We start from the raw sequence: 16986 nt of genomic DNA on the forward strand, positions 1-16986 counted from the left end.
CTTCAACGTTGCCGTTCCTTCGTTAAACGTAATCGTCACGTCTTCTTTTGTGATTTCGCCGTCGACAACTCCCGTTACGACAGGCGCAGTCGTATCCAATTCGATCGTATCGGAGAATTCGGCCGTATTGCCCGCAGCATCCGTCAGCCTCATATAGACCGTCTTCGTCCCGTCACCGGTAGTCAGCTCCCACTCCTTGGTGGCGGCCAAGCTTTCAACTGGACTCCAATTCGTATTGTCGTTCGAAAATTCCATCAATATGTCATGAGCATCCGTTCCGGTAACATTCAACGTAACCGAGATCGCATCTGTTTTTGCGTCTCCGCCTTCGATCGACAGGTCGCCTGCCGGAGGCGTTTTATCGATTGTAAAATGAACCGTCGTCTTGTTGCCGTAACCATCCGTTACGACAAGTTCATAATCGCCATCCGCCGTTAGCTCCGTTCCGCTCGCAAAGCCGGGAGTATCGTTTAATATCGCAGTCGCGCCGGGATTCGCATCCGAGTAAACCGGCGTTACGTTAGCGTTGTATAGTCTGCCGTCTACAACTCCAGTCACGGTCGGCTCCGTTTTATCAATGCTAAAATGCACGGTCGTTATATTGCCCGCTTCATCCGTCACGACGAGCGTATAGTCCCCATCGGTACTCACCATGCTGCCGGACGTGAACGGATTGCCGTTAAGCTCCGCTGTTCCTTCGTTGAAGGTAATCGTTACGTCTGCGTTCAGCTTTTGTCCATTGTCCACTTCGTTTACAATCGGTTTTTTCTTATCGATCGTGAACGTTTTTGTCGTCGTATGACCGAGGTCGTCCGTTACAATAAGCACGTATACGCCATCTTCGGTCACGGTCGTATTGTTAAGGAATGGCTCGGCATCCAGCGGCTCAACTTTCAACGTTGCCGTTCCTTCGTTAAACGTAATCGTCACGTCTTCTTTTGTGATTTCGCCGTCGGCAACTCCCGTTACGACAGGCGCAGTCGTATCCAGTTCGATCGTATCGGAGAATTCAGCCGTATTGCCCGCCGTATCGGTCAGCCTCATATAGACCGTCTTCGTTCCGTCACCGGCAGAGAGCTCCCACTGTTTGGTTGTAGCCAGGCTTTCAACTGCACTCCAATTCATATTGTCATTCGAAAATTCCATCGTAATGGCATGAACATCCGTTCCGGTAACATTCAACATAACCGAGTTCGCATCTGTTTTTGCGTCCCCGCCTTCGATCGACAGGTCGCCTGCCGGAGGCGTTTTATCGATTGTAAAATGAACCGTCGTCTTGTTGCCGTAAGCATCCGTTACGACAAGCTCATAATCGCCATCCGCCGTTAGCTCCGTTCCGCTCGCGAAGCCCGGGCCCCCGTTTAGTGTCGCTGTCGAGCCTGGATTCGCATCCGAGTAAACCGGCGTAACGTTAGCGTTGTATAGTCTGCCATTTTCAACCCCACTCACGCTCGGCACCGTTTTATCGATGCTAAAATTCACGGTCGTTATATTGCCCGCTTCATCCGTCACGACGAGCGTGTGGTCCCCATCGGAACTTACGGTACTGCCGGAGATGAACGCAGAATCGTTCAGCTCGGCCGTTCCCTCGTTGAAAGTAATCGTTACGTCGGTATTAAATTTGTCGCCTTCATTAACGTCCGTAACGACAGGCGGCACGGTGTCGACAGTGATCGTATCGCTGTATTGATTCGTGTTGCCCGCAGCATCCATCAGTTCCATATAAACGGTTTTATCGCTGTCACCGGGAGTTAAGTTCCAACTATGGCTAGCCGAGACCGGTAGCCAGCCTGCGTTGCCAAGATCCGATTCCGTATTTGAAAATCGCATTTGGACCGGATTTGCATCGGTGTAAGTAATTGTTAGATCAACGTTATTTTTGTTGGTTTTGTTTTTGCCGCCCTCGATGGAAAGAGTGCCAGTCGGAGCCGCTGCATCGATGACGAAATGAATCGTTGATTTATTCCCTGCCAGATCCGTCACGACCAAGTCGTAGCTACCATCAACGTTAACTTCTGATCCCGAGGTAAAGGGTGCGCTGTTAAGCGTCGCCGATCCTTCAGTAAACGTAATTGTCACCGGCTGGTTCGAATACGAATTATGGGTTACGCCCGATACGGTCGGCGCTGTTTTATCAATGGTAAAGGTAATCGTGTTCGTGTTCCCGGCAGCGTCCGTTACGATAAGCGTGTGTTCTCTCTCCGCGCTTATAATTGTGCCGCTGGTGTATGGGGAACCGTTCAACGTTGCCGCTCCCTCCGTAAAAACAGCACTCACATTCTGTTTCGTGAATTGGTTATTAGTAACGCCAGTTACTACAGGCGGGGTTGTGTCCAATATGATGGAATCGTTAAATTCTGTTGTATTCCCTGCTGAATCGGTTAATCTCATATGCACGGTTTTCGTGCCTTCGCCTGCAGATAGCTGCCATGATTTACTGCCGCTAAAAGGCTCTTTATCGCTCCATGTTCCTGTACTATCATTTGAAAATTCCATTTCAATAGAATCGCCGTCAGGATCGGAAGCGGATAAATCCAAAGTCACAGTGGTCGAACTTGAGTGAGTTTCCCCACCTTTTATGTTAATCGTACCGGAAGGAGGGGAATTGGGAGAATAAATATACTCCAGATAAGGAACTGATGTGTTACCGGGAAGACGTTCACTTTCGCTTAACTTAATATAATGATGCCTAACAGCACCAGCATTAACATCTGCAGCCGTAGGACCTGTTAATGCAAACGTAGCTAGATCATCCGTGGAGCCTAACTGGCTTTTTATAAATTCTGTTACATCGAATCTAAGCGTATCGCCACTGGGAGCAAACGTTTTTTTCTCTAACGAGACGTAGGGACTTGGAAGTTCAGATGTTTCTTCTTCCCATTCATCAAATTGGGAGGTGTGCAGCTCGATGAATGGATTCCCTTTTGCATTAGAAGCATATACATGCCCATTGGGAACTGGGACAACCAAATGAACCGACTCCACTTGTCTGACGATATTTACAAGCGAGAACTGCAAATAAGTGACCTGCTCACCGTATTGATCATCGAAACCAATATAATTTGCGCCGCCGTCTCCATCTAAGACGGTTTCTCCTTCTCCACTCAAGCCCCCACTGGCATAAAACTTATCCTTCGTCGGATAAAGCGGAGGTTCCGGGTCCGCAGCACTAACCCTCTCCACAAAGACCCCCTGCTGGAGCAGCATAACGGCCATTGCCGCGATTACCAGCATTGCTATATTCTTCTTCATTCATGTCCTCCCTGCATCTCTACAAATTTCGCGTTTCGCGCATGCAAGAATCGAAGCCTGTTGTCTACTCTATCGGCAATTCGCAACTAATAGATTAGCATAAAATGGTTATTTTAACACTAACAAAATCATTCCCCCTCCATGCGCATTCGGTACGATCTAGGTATATCGCATCAGAAAACAAAAAAGAACATTCAAGGATCGAATGTTCTCACCAGCCGTTATGCGTTCGATGCCCGTCCCGGCACGAAAAACGCTTCCTCCACGTCGTCCGCCGACAGCGGCTTGCTGAAGTAATAGCCCTGTATTTTGCCGCAATCCTTATCCGTCAGGATGTCCAGCTGATCCTTCGTTTCGATGCCCTCGGCGATGACCTCCATGTTCAAATGCTGCGCCATCGCGATAATGGTCGCCACGATCGCTTTGTCGTTGTTGTTCTGCGTAATGTCGCGGATGAAGGAGCGGTCGATCTTCACTTTGTGAATCGGGAACATCTTCAAGTAACTGAGCGAGCTGTAGCCCGTTCCGAAATCGTCGAGGCTGATCCGGATGCCGTGCTCGTTCAGCTTATTGAGAATGCCGGTCGACACCGTCGCGTCCATCATCATGCTCTCCGTAATTTCGAGCTCCAAGTATTGCGGCTCCAGCCCCGTCTCCTGCAAAATCGACATAATATATTCCGCCAAGTGCGGCTGATGGAACTGCTGGGACGACAGGTTGACGGAAATCGGAATGAGCGGGCCGCCCTCGTCGTGCCATTGCCTCATCTGGGCGCATGCTTCGCGCAGCACCCAAGTCCCGATATCGTTGATGAGCCCCGTCTCCTCCGCGATCGGGATGAAGACGCCGGGCGAAATGATGCCTTTGGTCGGGTGATTCCAGCGTACCAGCGCTTCGATGCCGACCATCGAATTGTCGCTTGTCCGGATTTGCGGCTGATAATGGAGCAGCAGCTCGTTCTTCGCGATCGCTTTGCGGAGATCGCCTTCCAGCTCGATCTTCTCCTGCAGCTTTTTCACGAGCTCGTTCGAAAAATATTGATAGCCGTTTTTCCCTTTTTTCTTCACCTCGTACATTGCCGTATCCGCGTTTTTGAGCAGCTGATCCGCGTCCTTCCCATGCGTCGGGAAGATCGAAATGCCGATGCTTGCCGATACGTAGAAGTCGCTGTCCGCCAACCGGTACGGCGCCTGCATCGTACGAATGATCCTCTCCGCCAAATCCGAGACGCTGCCTTCGTTATCGTAATGCCGGAACAGCAGCGTGAATTCGTCGCCGCCCATACGCGCCAGCATGACGTCGTGGCCGGCGCCGCTTTCGTTAATGCGTCTGCTGACCTCCTGCAGAAATTGATCCCCGATCGTATGGCCCAAGGAATCGTTGATCATTTTGAACCGGTCGATATCGATGACCATGACCGCGAACCTTGTTTGCTCGGCTTCGCTCTCTTCGATCGCCTGCGCGATCGTCTGATTGAATAACCGGCGGTTCGGAAGGCTGGTCAGCTCGTCGTGGAACGCCAAGTAATTGATTTGCTCCTTCGCATGCTTCTCCTCCGTAATGTCCTTGAACATGATGTAGCTGCCAACGACGCTGCCGTCCACGATCACCGGCGCGATCGTCTCGTTAAGCTCGACCCGGCGTCCGTCGGGGCGGATGATCGCCGTCTCGAAGTTGACCGTCTCCCCTTTGAAGGAGCGGCTGAAGCCGTCCTCCACAAGCGCGCGGTCCTCGGGTACGATAATCGAGGCCAGCATGCCGACCGGCTGCTGATGAAGCTGCTTGCCGCTTAGTCCGATAATATCGAGCGCCACGGGATTGAAGCTGATAATGCGGTACTGCAGGTCAACCGATAAAATGCCGTCCTGGCTGTTCTCATACAGCGACTTGTACCACTTCTCGCTTTGCTCGAGCTCCGAATCCTTGCCGCTCAGCCTCTTCGACATGTAGATCCCGAGCAAGGACATGCCGAGCGTCAGCAGCGTGCCTCCCGAGATGAAATACGCCAGCCATTTGTCGTCGAGGACGATACCGTAAAAGATCGCTTCCTTGCCGCCGCCGTGAAACATCGCCGCGTACATGCCCGTATAATGCATGCCGACGATGGCCGCGCCCATGATCGCGCCGCTTCCGAGCTTCTTCCAGGCTTCGCCTCTCTGCCCGCCCTTGCGGAAATAAAACGAAAGCCAAAGCGCTGCGATCGAGGCCAGGAAGGCAATGAGAATGGAAAGCAGAACGATGGACGGCCGGTATGTAATATCGATAAGCATGGCCCCCATGCCGATGTAATGCATGGCCGAGATGCCCGCCGCAAGAAGCACGCCCCCTGTCAACAGCTGCCGCAAGGTCAATTGATTGCGTCCGACCACGTACAAGGCAACGTAGGCCGCAGCGAATGCCGCCAGCACGGAGAGCAGGACGACGATCAGATCGTAGACGACGGGAACCGGCAACGAGAACGCCAGCATGCCGACAAAATGCATCGACCAAATGCCCATGCCCATCGCCGCGGCGCCGAAGAGCAGCCATCCGATTCGCGCTTTTCCCTTCGCGCTGCTCACCCTGCCCGCCAAGTCCAGCGCCGTGAACGACGCGACCACCGCGATGATGTATGAGAAAATAACTAATGATTGATCATAGGTACCGTGAATATGCGCATGCTCCATACTGTTCCCTCTTTCCTCGGCTTGTCGACTCCTGGCAGAGCACTTCACTATTATACCGAATCAAAATAAAAGATTTCTGAAAAAATTCATATCTTTTCAAGCCTCTTATACGTCTGTTTTATATATTATCGGTATAATGCGTTCATACTTTATGTTAGGTTTCGGATTTGTTAAGGTATCTGGAGGACGCTCGTGAACAAAAAAAGCCGCCTCGCGGTCGACTACCCGGCGAGACGGCTCCGATTCTTCTTCCTTGCCTGACGGAAATGCCGCTACAGCAGTTTCAAATACGCTTCGTGCCAGCTCTCCCACGCGCCGTAGGAAAACGCGGCGGGCTCGCCGCCCAGAACTGCGAGCAGCACCTCGAGATGCTCGTGCCAGCCGGCAAGATCCTTCGCCGTCTGTCCGCTTTTGTGCTCGAATAGCTGCTTCAGAACGAGTTGGCAGCCCCCGTCCTCGGGATAGAGCTCGAAGCGGACGCGCTCCTCGGGTCCCCACTCGAATTCGAGCACGGCATGGGGCTTATACTCGGTTATCCGGCACGCGAAAGCATTGCCTTCCGTCAAGTCGAACGTCAGCTCCAGGCTGCCGCCTTCCCGCAAATCCGCCTTGGCCGACGCCAGCCACTTGGCCAGCTTGTCCGGATCGGTAATCGCGGTCCACACCTTCTCTACGGGATGCTTCAAATGGCGGTCGAACTGGGCTTCATATCCATGCTCCAGCTTCGTAATTACGGCTTGCACTCTCTATTCCTCCTTATCCGGCAGCCGCTCGAGCGAATCGGGTTTATTTGACCGCAAGCTTCCATAGGGCTCGATCTATCAATCGATTTCGGCAAGCGGCTCGGCTAACGCCTCGAATCCATTTGTATTTTTCACGCCTTTACATTACTATATGGTTATATAACCGTCAAGAAATACAAAATGCGTTGGAAGTTAGGACAATCGGTGAAAGGTGGCCATGGAATGGAAGAACAGCAAACGTTCGAAGCCGAAGCCGCGGACAGCTACGCCTCGGCGATCCGCAATTCTCTCCCCACTTACGATAGCATCGCGGCAATCGTACAATCCTATTTTCGCAAGCATTTGCAGCAGGAATCGAATCTTCTGATCGTCGGCGCCGGCGGCGGCAACGAACTCGCCGCGTGGGGACCGTCCAACCCCGGATGGTCGTTTACCGGCTTCGACCCGTCGCCGGAAATGCTCGCCAAAGCGGAGCAGGCGGCGAAGAAGCTCGGCATGACGGAACGAACGACGCTGCTGAACGGGTTGATCGCCGACGTGCCCGCTGCCGCCAAGTACGACGCGGCCTCGTGCCTGCTCGTCCTCCACTTCGTGATGAGCGATGCCGAGAAGCTGGAGCTGCTGAAGGAAGTCGCCGGCCGGCTTCGTCCCGGCGCGCCCTTCGTTCTGGTCGCGAAATGCGGAAATACGAAGGATGCCGAGTTTCGGCGAAGATTGGACATTTGGAAGGCGCACTGGGTCGACAAGGGCTGCACGCCCAAAGAAACCGACGAGATGGCCGAATATGTGCTGGAGCATCTCTCGATCATCCCGGAGGAACGAATCGTCGGGCTTATGGAGGAAGCCGGGTTCATGGACATCACCCGCTTCGTCTCCACGACTGTATTCGGCGGCTGGCTTTGCCGACGGACGGGCGAAGCCGATTAAAGCGGGAGTCAACAACAATAGGAGCCCTGCCGGTTATTGGCGGGACTCCTATCTTCTTTCTCCTATCGGCCTCGTTAAGATACCGCTTTGCCTTCCCTCTTGCATTCCCCTTTGCTGCAATCCTTGTACGTGCCGGTAAAGTCAAGCCGGTGGTCGGTTACTTTAAAGCCGTATTCGCGCTCCAGCCTCTGCTCGAGCTCGAACAGCCAATCCTCCTTGATTTCCTGAAGCGAGCCGCATTCCTCGCATATGAGATGATGATGCATATGCTCATGCTCGTCGCCCCGAAGATCGTACCGCGCCACGCCGTCGCCGAAGTTCATTTTTTCAACGATGTTGAGATCCGCCAGCAGCTCCAGCGTCCGGTAGACCGTTGCGAGCCCGATGTCGGAATACTTCTGCTTAACCAGCATGAACACGCCTTCCGCGCTTAAGTGATCCTTCTCGTTCTCCAGCAATACCCGCAAAATAATTTCCCGCTGGGTCGTCAATTTATAGCCGTTTGCCATCATATGCCGATTAATTCTGTCCATTTCCGCCGTGATGCTCAGCATAACCCGGTACCTCCTTCTATTCACGCAACTGCCGCGCGTTTCGCGGTCAACCAATTGAAAAGGCTTTCTTTTATAATAATTATAATCTAATGGTAGTACAGATTTTAAAAATATGCAAATGGTAATCCGGCGCTACAAAACGGATGACAATCCGCCGTCGATATTAACCGAAGTGCCGGTGACGAACGACGCCGCGTCGGAGACGAGGAAGCCGATGACGTTCGCCGCTTCCCGGGCGTTGCCGATCCGACCGAGCGGGATGCCGTGGCGCGGATCCGCCGCGAATTCCTCCCAGGTCAGCTCCGGCGCTTTGGCCTGCCACATTCGCTCGATCTGCGCGCTCCGGATGAGGCCGATGCATACGGCGTTGACCCGGATGCCGTCCGAAGCGAGATCCTTGCTCATCGCTTTCGTGAGCGCCAGTCCCGCCGCGCGGCTGACCGACGTCGGGAGCGAGGAGGCCGATGGCGCCTTGCCCCCGATCGCCGTCACGTTCACGATCGCGCCGCCGCCGGCTTGCCGCATGTAGGGCAGCGCGGCCCTCGAGAATTGGACGGCTCCCATCAGCTTCAAGTCGAGATCCGCGCCCCAGGCGTCGGTCTCGACGAGATCGAACGGCCTTGCGGCCGAAGTGCCGGCGTTGTTCACGAGAATGTTCACGCCGCCGAAATGCGCCGCCGCCTCCGCGACAGCCCTTATCGCTTCCTCCGGCACCGAGACGTCCGCGCTGATCGCCAGCGCCTTTTTGCCCGTCTGCTCCTCGATTTGCGCAGCCGCCTCCTTCAGCGATTCCGGCTCCCTCGCCACGATCGCCACCTCGGCGCCTTCGGACGCCAGCAATAAAGCCGTAGCGAATCCGATGCCTTTGCTTCCGCCCGTCACGATCGCTACCTTTCCGCTTAATCCAAGCTCCATCCCGGATCCCTCCCGATGTCTGTTATTTTTGCGCCGCGTCAATGACCCGCTGCACTTCCGCATGAATGTCGATTGGCGAATTCGCAGGTAAATTCACGATGAAGATCCCGCCGAACACCTGCTCGGATTTGCCCTTCCATTCGCCGATTTTATTTTTAAGCTGCTTCAGCTCCAGGGAATGAACGACCTCCCGGCTGAGCAGCCAATTGTAGCGCTTATATTTCGATTTTTTGACCGTGTCGATGTAGAAGGCGATATCGTTCATTCTTCTCACTTTTATGACGTCGCCGTACGACACCTTCTCGGTAAAAACCGGGTTTTCCTCGATTTTGAACACGTTGTCTTCCAGCTGCGTCACGTCCAGCACCTCGACCTCCCGCCCTTCGTTGTCGAAGCAAAGATGCAGCTCCATATAATCTCTCAAATCCTTCACGCCGCTCACCTACTGTCTCTCTATTAAAACCGCCGATACTAGAAGGATAGCACAGATACGCGAAGCTGCAAAACAACAAATAAGCCCCTTCCGGAGCTTATCTGTTTCTTCTGGCCGCAAAAAACGTCCGAATCCCGTAATAGATCAGGCCGACCGCAACGAAGGCGGCAGCCGGGTAAAGCCATGGTCCGCCGGCCGATCCCCCGAAGGACATCTCCTGCTGCAAGTAGTCGACTTGCTCGTAGCTTTCGATAATATCCGGCACATGCGTGGCGGTCAGATAGATCCCGCTTGCGATCTGCAGGGCGATTAAGACGACTGCCGCAAGCAGCGCCGCGGCGATCGCTTCCATTAGGATTCGTACTTTCCGATGCTTCATCTTTACCCTCCCGATTAGGTTGCTGCCTCCTCTATTCGACGAAATGGGTCAAATTCCCTTTTTCTTGCCTGATTCGGCTTCAAAATCGTTCAAGCTCCCGCTTCTTCCCGTACGTCGCGAAGATCAATCGTCGTCGTTGTCGTCGCGGTCCCTGCCTCGGTCTCTTTCCCGCTCCTTCTTGCGTTCTTCTTTCTCCTTCTCTCTCCGCTCCTTCCATTGCTCCCACCGGCTTTTGCGCTCGTCGTCCCGGTCCTTGCCGGAATCTCTGCGGTCATCGTCATTGTTATCGTCATCATTGTTGTCGTTATCGTCATTATCGTCGTTATCGCCGGCATTTCCTTTATCCTTCTTGCCGAGCGACAAGCCGGGCGCCGCCGGGAACGCCATGACGGGCTCATCCGCCAGCGCGCCGGCCATAACCGCCTGAAAGACGGTTGCCGCAGCCTTCGAGCTGGTCGTCAGATAGTGGCTGGCGTCGCTTTGATCATAGCCGAGCCATACCGCTCCGACCAGCTGCGGCGTGTAGCCGACGAACCAATTATCCTTCGCCCCGTAGCCGGACGTTCCCGGCATTTGGGTCGTGCCCGACTTGCCGGCGAGCGGACGCCCTTCGATGGCGGCGGCCCGGCCCGATCCGTCGCTGACGACCCCTTCGAGCATGGCCGTCATCGTCCGGGCGATTTCGGGCTCCGTCGCCTTCTCGCCGGCCGACTCCTTCGCCTCGGCCAGCACGGCGCCGTCGGCGGACGCGATTCTGCTGATCGCATGCGCTTCCCGCCGCACGCCGTCGCTCGCGAACGCGCCGAACGCTTCCGCCATTTGAAGGGGCGATACGCCTTCCTGCAAGCCGCCGAGCGCCAGCCCCAGCGTCCGGTCGCCGTCTTGCAACGGGATGCCGAACCGCTCGGCCGCCTTTATCCCTTGCTCGATGCCCATTTCGTTAAGCAGCTTCACGGCCGGAATGTTGTAGGAGTGGATAAGCGCCTCGTATATCGTTACTTCTCCATGGTAGCGTCCGTCGGCGTTGCGGGGCTCGTAGCCTCCGATGCTGATCGGCTCGTCGACCAGCTCGTCGTTCGGCCGGTACCCCTGCTCGAGCGCCGGCGCGTATACCGCGACCGGCTTGATCGTCGAGCCCGGCTGGCGCTGCAGCTGCGTCGCCCGGTTGAAGCCCCGGAACGGCTGCTCCCCCCGCCCGCCAACGAGCGCCCGGATGCCGCCGTCCCTCGGGTCGACGAGCGCGGCGCCGCTTTGGATCAGCTGATCGCCCGAGCTTTCCGGGAAGAGCGAATTCTGTGCGTACGCCTTCTCGGCCGCCTGCTGCATGCCGGCGTCCAGTTCGGTATAGATGCGAAGCCCGCCCTCGAGCACTTCGTTTTCCGACAAGCCGTACAGCGTCATTGCCTCGCGTATGATCTGGTCGACGTAGTAAGGATACTTGATGTCGTCCACCCGGTTCGGCTTCGCGCTCAGCAGCGTGACGGGCTCGCTTGCCGCCTCTTCGTACGCCGCCTCCGTCAAGAGCCCCTGCTCCTTCATCAGTCCCAGCACGACGTCCCTGCGTTCCCTTGCTTCGTCCATGTGCTTGTACGGCGTAAGCGCCGACGGCGCCTTAATGATGCCGGCGAGCAAGGCGGACTCCGCAACGGTCAGCTCCTTCGCCTCTTTGCCGAAATACGTATGCGCCGCCCGCTTGAGCCCCCACGCCCCTTCGCCGAAATAGATCTGGTTCAAATACATCTCCAAAATTTCCTGCTTGCTGTAGCTTTCTTCGATTTTTTTGGCGAGCAGCGCCTCGTTCCACTTTCTCGACCATGTCCGCTCATGGGACAAAAACACGTTTTTGGCCAGCTGCTGCGTAATCGTGCTGCCGCCCTGCACCGTGTCCCCGGAAGTGAAATTCGTCAAGAAGGCGCGCGAAATCGCCCGCAAATCCATGCCGTCGTGCTCGAAGAACCGCTTATCCTCCACCGCCACGACGGCGTCGATCATATGCTTCGGGATATCGCCGAAGGCGATCTCCTCGATTTTGTTGAACGCGAGGCGAGTCGCCTCGTTGCCGTCACGATCGTAAATAACCGTCGCCGCCGGCAGCGGCTCGGCCAGCTGGGCGATATCCTGCGCCTCGACCATGACCCGGAAGGAAGCCCAGCCGCCCGCAAGGACGGCAGCAAGCACCGCCACGGCGGCGATCCCGACCTTCTTCGCATTTATTTTTCCAGCCTTCAACGCTCTAGGTTTCTTCATCTCAGCTCTCCCGTAACCGCGAAATTCCGTTTTCTTATACGTTTCGCAGCGAGGAGCCGATTTCGGTACGGCTCCGGTCATAAAAAAACTGCGGGAATGCCCTTTCGGACATCCCCGCAGCGATGCGGACTAAAGCCGCGGCCCAACCTGAAGCGAATTCGCCGCCGGTTTTTTGAGCAGCTTGGCTTCCAAAATTTTTTGATTTTCCAAAATATCGATCAGCATATCATAGATGACTTCGTTCGTGATAACCGAAGGCCGGCCTTCCTCCAGCCGTTTGTCCTGGCGCTGCTTGATCTCCTCGGCTTTCAGGCGGACCGGATCCGCGGCGATATGGAAGTGGTTCAGCTTCTGGTTCGGAAGCTTGCCGGGCAGCTTGTCGGGCAATTTCCCTGGTCCCGTGTCCGGAATCTGCGGCGTCTCGGCCTTGAGCGATCTGTCCTTGTCTTCGTTAGAATTCATCGCTTACCACCACCTTTATTTCGGCATTGCGGTCCAAATTAACCGTACGCAGATGAAACTCGCCGGGTTCGCTGCTGCTGAGCGATAGTTCGGCGACGCCGCCGACCGCCTTCACGGACTGCTGCAAGCCGTTTACTTCGATGATGACATTCTCGGAATAACTCCCTTGAGGCTTATCGTTCCAATCGGCCACCCGGACCTTCACCGTCATGACGTCGGTTCCGTTCGGCGCGATGACCGGCTTATCCGCCTCGATGTTCGCGGACGTGCCGGCGAAGGAGCCGCCGTCGTAACGCGTGAAGAGCATGTTTTGATTGTCGAACTGCTCCTTGGTAATCGGAATCATATACTCGGATTTGACTTCCTGCGCGAGCTGGCTGATGCCGATGACTCTGCCGCTTTCGTTAATCTGGGCATAGAAATAATCAGGCATACTCGATTACCTCCCATGAGAAATTCGCATAACTCGTCTCGAACAACGGGTGGTAAACCACGTATAACGAATTACTGGACGTAAGCCTGGCATTTAGCGTAGTCGGAATATAATCGGAAATTCCGTTATACCTGTAATTGTAGCCCGAGAAGTGAACGTTAATAAATGTTTTGAACATATTTACCGGAGAAATGGTAATGGTTTGATAATGATAATATTCATTGGAGCTCATATATGCGTAGAGACTCCCGTATCCTCGCTGCACGCTCTTGATTCCCACGCCTCTCCACCCCGATCCGTTCGAAAATTCCAGATTGCCGCCGCTGACCCGAAAGTCGATCCCGTCGACCTTATCGGCATCCGGCGCCGGGCCGGTCAGCCGCGATTGAATCGCCGAATGAAAGTAAATGCTCCCGTTCCCGCTCCGCTGCGCGAGCACGATCCGGTTCTTGTTGTCGTATTGCCTAGCCCCTTCGATCCAAGTGCCGACCGATGCCGCGATGTGCGCCCCATGGGAATGCGGGATGTCGACGTACAAGTAGCCCCAGTCGGGAAGCTGGAACGTGCCCGCGTTCACTCTGAAGTAGGTGCCGGAAGCCGGGTTCATCACGATAAGCGTGCTCGTCAACGTCAGCGTGCCGCTGCCGTTATCCGTCATCTTCCCCTCCGGGATGATCATGAGACCCTGCATGCGGGCGTTCAGTCCCCAGCTGCGCTCATCCTCGAGCGCATCCAGATCGACGTTGCCGTGGAACTTGCTGTAGACGGCCAGGCAGGAGACGACCGTATTTACCATTACGCTTGTCGCCGTAATGGTCAGCCGGACATACTTGCACCCGGTCACGGGCGAGAACGGCAGGTAAGCGAACGGCTCATAATGGCCGGAGGCATGCGTGTATACTTTCGTCCAGGTCGCATTATCGTTGCTCGCTTCGATATAGAAGCCTCTCGGCATCGTGCTGGCGTCGTTGCCGACCCACGAGCCGAACGACATGCCTTCCGCGCTGAAATAATCCCGGCCCAGATGGATCGTGATCGATTGCGGAAACGTGCCGTTGCTCGGCAGCGTCCACAGATGGCTGTCGCCGGCGCTGCCGCTCTGGAACGTATACGGCGTCGTCGGATTGCCGGTCAAGGCGCCGCCCGTGACGGTAACGCGTTTATACTTGGCGATATTCGAGCTCAGGCCGCTAGCCCGGTGATGCATGCGCTCGATGCCGCCGCGCGCAAGCTTCTCGCCGGTAACCGCGGCGCCCGCGAGCTTCTCCGTCGTGACCGCCCCGCTCGCGATTCCTTCCTTGCCGATCTGTGGAGCGTCTCCGTCCGCTCCCGAGTGGCGGTGTCCCGTCGTTTTGTCGAACAGGGCGTCCGTCGCTTCGATGTTTTCGTTCTGCGCGATGCGCCTGACCGTGTCGGTCGCCTCGAACGTTTTTAATCCGCTGGGCAAAATCGGCATCGATGTCGTTCCCCTTTCCTATGGTTTCCATACCTCGAGTTCGTCCCAGTCCATGCCAAGCGCTTCGAGCTGATCCCATGTCAAATTCGCGGCATCGAGCTCCTCCCACCTCAAATAGGTAAATTTGAACAGCACGTTCAGATGGGCGGGGACGATTTCCCTTACCGCGCTTTTGACGTCGTTCAAATTGGGCGGGATGCCCCGTTTGCCGATGAACGTAATGACGACCTCGTAATTTCCGAAATTTTCCTGTATATCGACCTGCCCGTTCTGGAACGAGTCGACGACGTTTTTGATGACGGCGAGCGTTACCGTCCCCGCGCCGCGGATTTTCGACTTTATGTACGACCGCCTTTGGTCGATCGGCTTGCTCTCGTTCACGGGGATGCCGCAAATTTCCTCCCACCTCGCAAGTCCCCAGGTCGCCGTATCGATAAAAAATTGATTGAGCACGTCCCGCGCGCGCGCATGGTACTCCGTCAACTCCCGCGCCTCTTGTTCCGTCAAGTTCGCGACGATGTTGGAATCGGCGTAATAGTTCGGAAGATAATCCTCCATGTCCTCCCGGATGCTACGAAGCAACGAAGCTCACCGTCCCGGACACGGCGACGCGGTCATCTACGATAAAAATATTTCCCGCAACGCCGTTGATTTTCAAATCATTGAAGTCGATGATCGATTCGATGTCCAGCAGCAGTCCGAGAACCCGGTTATACCGCACGACCGAATCCGCGAACGCCAGATCGGCCAAGTAGGCGGTCAGCTCCGACGAGAAGGCCGCGACGATATCGTCCAGCGCGGCCCCTTGCGCCAAAGTCAGACTCGCGGATACGTTGATCGCCACCTCCGTCGCGGGCACGACCGTTACGTTCGCGCCGACCGGCCGGCGTTCCTCGACGGCCAGCCTCACCTTGTCGACGATCGAGGCGGCCGGCGCCCGCTTGTCGTCCGACAGCAGGCTCAGCTTCACCGTCCCGTTGCCGTTCCACACGGGGAACACCTTTACGTCGCCGACCCCGGGCACCTCCAGCGCCCATTGCCGGTAATGCCATGCGTTCCCGCTCGTCGCCGGCCGCCGCACCCGGTCGAAATACCGCTGCAGCAGCGATTCGTCCGATTCCGTATCGGCGCCGTTCACGAACGAGTGCTCGTTCGCGACCGCGACGACGCCGGTCAAGTCGCCGAGCAGCAGCGCGATGCGGCCGATCGCCACATTGCCGCTCCTGCCGCCCTGCCGCGCTTCGGCGGCCACCGTAACCCTTCCTCCCGTGATCGTCCCCGCTTCCGTCGTCGCGAAGGCGATCGCCTCCACGTCGTCCGTGGATACGGCCGTTCCTACCGGAATGACCGTCCCGTCCGCACCGAGAAACGTTACCGCCCCCTGCGCCTTGACGCTCGGCCTGCGGGTCAGGCCGAATTCCCCTGCCCGCAGGTCAAGGAATTCGGAGGGCTGCCCGGGCCCGGCAAAGCCGAAGCGGAGCACGTTATCCAGCTCGATGTAGGCATGCGCCAGCTCGATCGCGGCCGGCGACAGCAAATCGTAGGTGATCGAGCCCTGCCGCTTGTCGATGTCGGCGGGCGTCGCCTCGAGCATCCGCTGCAGAATCGCCTGCTTCGTCTCGTTTTTGAATACGCTCATATCGTCACCTCCTGCTCGATCGTCTGCTCCCCGCTCAGGACGGTGAAGGTCACGTACAGCTTGTCGCTGTCGCGCGTGATCGCAAAGCCCGTCACGTCCTGCACGCGGTCGTCGTAAATAAGCGCTTCGGTTATAACTCTCGTAATCTCGCTCTTCAGCAGCTCTTGCGATATATCCTGGCCGAGCAGGCTTTCCAGCTCGCACCCGTACTGTCCGTTATAGATCAAATAGCGGTAGCGAGCCGTCTGGATCGCCTTGCTTATCCATTGGCGAAGCGCCTCCTCGCCGTCGATGAAGCGGGTGCCGACCTCCCCCGTATCGAAGTCGAGCGAATACGTTTTGGACGGGGCGGGTGCCGCTTTCACCTGCACGAACCGCTCCTCCGGTCTTTGAAGCGGAGACAGCGCCATCAGTACATCACCGCCCGGTCGAGAATAATATACGTCTGGCCCTGCTGGATGCCCGCCACGAGAACGCGGTCGCCTTCCTTCAGCTCGTCGGTAAATTCGAGCTCGGCTTCCTCGATCGTCTGATCGGCCGACGAGAGGTCGAGGGAAGCGAACATGAGTTGGTCTCCGTGCGCAGATACCAGCGTAAATCCGACCTTGAAGCCGGTCGGGGCTGCGGGCACTTCATTTTTGGCCGAAACCTTCGTCCCGCCTTCGCTCTTCAGATTGATCTTTCGCTTATGCTTCGTCAGCGACTGCGCGACGACGAGATCGTCCTTCTCCAGCTCCACGTTCATATGGTCCACCTTGATTTTCAGCTCGGGAGGAGCCGCGGTCACCGTGGCCAGCTCGATCGAGACGTCCGCGTTATGCCCGATCGCCCGAATGAGCTGCACCAGCTGACTGGCTCCCGATCCTTCGATCCTTTGCAT

The 16986-nt window shown here is 56.1% G+C and carries 15 protein-coding genes and 1 pseudogene; 1 reads left to right on the plus strand and 15 read right to left on the minus strand.

Features of this window, described 5'->3' with window-relative positions; genetic code table 11:
- The 3 genes and pseudogenes from IDH41_RS03960 to IDH41_RS03970 form a co-directional block, all read right to left on the minus strand.
- Positions 1–3252: pseudogene (locus tag IDH41_RS03960) on the minus strand (hypothetical protein); the annotation flags it as partial.
- A gap of 221 nt (positions 3253–3473) precedes the next feature.
- Entirely contained in the window at positions 3474–5918 is a 2445-nt protein-coding gene (locus tag IDH41_RS03965; RefSeq protein WP_190858499.1) for an EAL domain-containing protein, read from the minus strand.
- A gap of 272 nt (positions 5919–6190) precedes the next feature.
- Complete coding sequence (locus tag IDH41_RS03970; protein WP_190858501.1) at positions 6191–6661, minus strand: SRPBCC family protein; 471 nt, start codon at positions 6659–6661, stop codon at positions 6191–6193.
- A 222-nt stretch (positions 6662–6883) separates the two neighbouring features.
- Here IDH41_RS03970 and IDH41_RS03975 point away from each other — a divergent pair, with 222 nt between their 5' ends.
- Positions 6884–7588 carry a class I SAM-dependent methyltransferase gene (locus IDH41_RS03975; RefSeq protein WP_190858503.1) on the plus strand — a complete coding sequence of 235 codons (705 nt, stop codon included), beginning with the start codon at positions 6884–6886 and terminating at the stop codon, positions 7586–7588.
- 74 nt (positions 7589–7662) lie between these two features.
- Here IDH41_RS03975 and fur read toward each other — a convergent pair whose 3' ends face one another.
- From fur to IDH41_RS04035, 12 genes are all read right to left on the minus strand, one after another.
- Positions 7663–8142 carry a ferric iron uptake transcriptional regulator gene (fur, locus tag IDH41_RS03980; RefSeq protein ID WP_190858505.1) on the minus strand — a complete coding sequence of 160 codons (480 nt, stop codon included), beginning with the start codon at positions 8140–8142 and terminating at the stop codon, positions 7663–7665.
- 132 nt (positions 8143–8274) lie between these two features.
- A complete protein-coding gene (locus tag IDH41_RS03985; RefSeq protein WP_190858507.1) occupies positions 8275–9057 on the minus strand; it encodes an SDR family NAD(P)-dependent oxidoreductase in 783 nt (260 codons plus the stop codon).
- A gap of 22 nt (positions 9058–9079) precedes the next feature.
- The gene (locus IDH41_RS03990; protein ID WP_190858509.1) at positions 9080–9490 is read right to left on the minus strand and encodes a DUF4265 domain-containing protein; all 411 of its coding nucleotides are present in this window, start codon (positions 9488–9490) and stop codon (positions 9080–9082) included.
- Positions 9491–9587: 97 nt separating this feature from the next.
- Positions 9588–9869 (minus strand): hypothetical protein, encoded by a 282-nt coding sequence (locus IDH41_RS03995; protein WP_190858511.1) that lies wholly within the window; start codon positions 9867–9869, stop codon positions 9588–9590.
- 123 nt (positions 9870–9992) lie between these two features.
- Positions 9993–12116, minus strand: a complete 2124-nt coding sequence (locus IDH41_RS04000; RefSeq protein WP_190858513.1) for a transglycosylase domain-containing protein — start codon at positions 12114–12116, stop codon at positions 9993–9995.
- Between the two features lie 129 nt (positions 12117–12245).
- Entirely contained in the window at positions 12246–12578 is a 333-nt protein-coding gene (locus tag IDH41_RS04005) for a hypothetical protein (protein WP_190858515.1), read from the minus strand.
- Positions 12568–13011, minus strand: a complete 444-nt coding sequence (locus IDH41_RS04010; RefSeq protein WP_190858517.1) for a hypothetical protein — start codon at positions 13009–13011, stop codon at positions 12568–12570. Before IDH41_RS04010 ends, IDH41_RS04005 begins: the two co-directional genes overlap by 11 nt.
- Positions 13004–14467 (minus strand): discoidin domain-containing protein, encoded by a 1464-nt coding sequence (locus IDH41_RS04015; protein WP_190858519.1) that lies wholly within the window; start codon positions 14465–14467, stop codon positions 13004–13006. Before IDH41_RS04015 ends, IDH41_RS04010 begins: the two co-directional genes overlap by 8 nt.
- An 18-nt stretch (positions 14468–14485) precedes the next feature.
- Positions 14486–15049 (minus strand): YmfQ family protein, encoded by a 564-nt coding sequence (locus IDH41_RS04020; protein ID WP_223829428.1) that lies wholly within the window; start codon positions 15047–15049, stop codon positions 14486–14488.
- On the minus strand, positions 15039–16106 hold the full coding sequence (locus tag IDH41_RS04025) for a baseplate J/gp47 family protein (RefSeq protein ID WP_190858521.1): 1068 nt from the start codon (positions 16104–16106) through the stop codon (positions 15039–15041). Before IDH41_RS04025 ends, IDH41_RS04020 begins: the two co-directional genes overlap by 11 nt.
- The gene (locus IDH41_RS04030; RefSeq protein WP_190858522.1) at positions 16103–16516 is read right to left on the minus strand and encodes a DUF2634 domain-containing protein; all 414 of its coding nucleotides are present in this window, start codon (positions 16514–16516) and stop codon (positions 16103–16105) included. Before IDH41_RS04030 ends, IDH41_RS04025 begins: the two co-directional genes overlap by 4 nt.
- Positions 16516–16986 (minus strand): DUF2577 domain-containing protein, encoded by a 471-nt coding sequence (locus tag IDH41_RS04035; protein ID WP_190858524.1) that lies wholly within the window; start codon positions 16984–16986, stop codon positions 16516–16518. Before IDH41_RS04035 ends, IDH41_RS04030 begins: the two co-directional genes overlap by 1 nt.

The organism is Paenibacillus arenilitoris, assembly GCF_014705655.1.
GTDB classification, from domain to species: domain Bacteria; phylum Bacillota; class Bacilli; order Paenibacillales; family Paenibacillaceae; genus Pristimantibacillus; species Pristimantibacillus arenilitoris.